This is a genomic window from Streptomyces sp. NPDC004561 (assembly GCF_053602155.1).
Genome location: NZ_JBSGDB010000844.1, coordinates 1 through 1,906 on the forward strand (window position 1 = coordinate 1; position 1,906 = coordinate 1,906).

General features: G+C 73.1%; 2 protein-coding genes and 1 pseudogene. All 3 read right to left on the reverse strand.

The window, feature by feature from the left end:
* Positions 1-101: 101 nt before the first annotated feature.
* A complete protein-coding gene (locus tag ACWEN3_RS45975; protein ID WP_452984334.1) occupies positions 102-728 on the reverse strand; it encodes a cytochrome b/b6 domain-containing protein in 627 nt (208 codons plus the stop codon).
* Entirely contained in the window at positions 712-1,440 is a 729-nt protein-coding gene (locus tag ACWEN3_RS45980; RefSeq protein ID WP_452984336.1) for a molybdopterin-dependent oxidoreductase, read from the reverse strand. The genes ACWEN3_RS45975 and ACWEN3_RS45980 overlap by 17 nt, the downstream gene beginning before the upstream one ends.
* A 73-nt stretch (positions 1,441-1,513) precedes the next feature.
* Positions 1,514-1,906, reverse strand: a pseudogene (locus ACWEN3_RS45985) (hypothetical protein); the annotation flags it as partial.

The window sequence follows — 1,906 nt, forward strand, 5'->3', positions numbered from 1 at the left end:
GTCGACTCCCTCCTCCGCCTTGCAGCCGTACGCACCAGACCCCGCTCGGGTCGGCCGGCAAGCGCTGTTCCTCACGGCCGGCCTGATCCAAACGAAGCCCCCTAGGGCCGCCACAGCGGGTGCTCCCGCTTCGCCCACTCCCTGCTGACCGTTCCGGTGCGCAGTCCCCGTCTCGCCTCCGGGTCCCCCAGCGCCATGCCGATGTGCCCGGCCAGCACGACGCCGATCGTCAGGGCCAGCCAGTCGTGGACGAAGGTCGCCGAGGTACGCCACATGAGCGGGGTCAGGTGGGTGAACCACATCATCAGGCCGGTGCCGAGCATGACCAGGGTGGCCCCGGCGATCCAGGCCGCGTAGACCTTCTGTCCGGCGTTGAACTTCCCGGCGGGCCGGGAGGAGTGGCGTTTGTCGCGGACCAGGGCGGCGCGCAGCCAGACCCGGTCGTGCGGCCCGAAGCGGTTCAGGAAGCGCAGGTCCCCGCGGAAGGCGCGGGAGGCCAGGCCCAGCAGGACCGGGACGGGCAGGGCGAGCCCGGCGCACTCGTGGATCCGTACGACCAGTTCGCGGCGGCCGACCAGGACGGCGAGCGCGGGGATGTACAGGACGGCCGCGGTCACCACGCACACCCCCATCAGCGCGGCCGTGCCGCGGTGCACCCATCGCTGGGCCCGGCCGAAGCGGCGGATCCGGGCGCTCGGCGGGGCCGGGGCGTCAGCTCGTAGGCTCATCGGTCCGTCCGTTCGACCGGCCGACCCAGGCGTCGACGTCGTAGCCGAGGTTCTCCCAGTAGCCGGGCCTGACCCGGTCGGTGAGGGTGATGCCGGAGAGCCACTTGGCCGACTTGTAGAAGTACATGGGGGCGACGTAGAGGCGGACGGGGCCGCCGTGCTCCCAGCCGATGTCCTTGTCCTGCATGCGCAGGGCGACCAGGACGTCCGGGCGGCGTGCCTGGTCGAGGGTCAGGCTCTCGCTGTAGGTGCCGTCGAAGCAGGTGAAGCGGACGGCCTTCGCGGAGGAGCGGACGCCGGCGAGGTCCAGCAGGTGGGAGAGCCGCACGCCCTGGAAGGGGGTGCCCGGGACCCGCCAGCCGGTGACGCACTGGACGTCCTTGACCAGCCGGGTCTGCGGCAGGGCGCGCAGGTCGGCGAGGGTGTAGGTGCGCGGGTTGTCGACCAGGCCGTCGATGCCGAGGCGGTAGTCCGTGGCGTCCTTGTGCGGGACGGAGGCGGCGACGGAGTAGTAGCGGAAGCCGCCGCCGTTGGGCAGCAGACCGGTCAGGCCCGTCGGGTCCTTGCCCGCGATCGTCCCGAGGACGCCCTCGATGCCGCGTTGCAGGGTCGGCGCGGCGATCACGCCGAGCGCGCCCAGACCGAGGGTGCCGAGGAAGACGCGGCGGCCGATCGGAGTGCCGTCCCGCTCCTCGGGAGGTTCAGGGTTCACGCATTCATTCGAACACTCGGGGCCTCGCGGGGCCAGGGGATCCGGTCACCGGTCAGGGTTCCGTAATGACTTCTTACGCGCGGTTCAGAAACGCGCGGGAGCGGGCCGCGCGGAAGGCCGTCCAGGGGTCCTGGTGCGGGTACGACCAGGGCACCCGGGTGGCGTGGGCGCCGATGCGCTGGAACACGGCGGCGGCCTCGGCCGGGCGGCCGGCGCAGGACAGGGCGAACGCCAGATGGTTGAGGTCGATGTGGCGGCGGGGATGGTCGTCGCCCTCCCACTCCAGCCACCAGTCGAAACAGGCGCGCAGCAGCCGGCGGGCGCGCGGCCCGTACCAGTGCCCGGAGGCGGCGGGGTCGGCCGGGGCCAGGCCGGTGGCGGCGAGGACCCGGTAGCGCTCGGCGTAGGCGCGGACGTAGGCGTCGCGCAGGGCCGGGGGCAGCGCGTGGACGAGCTGCGGGGTGAC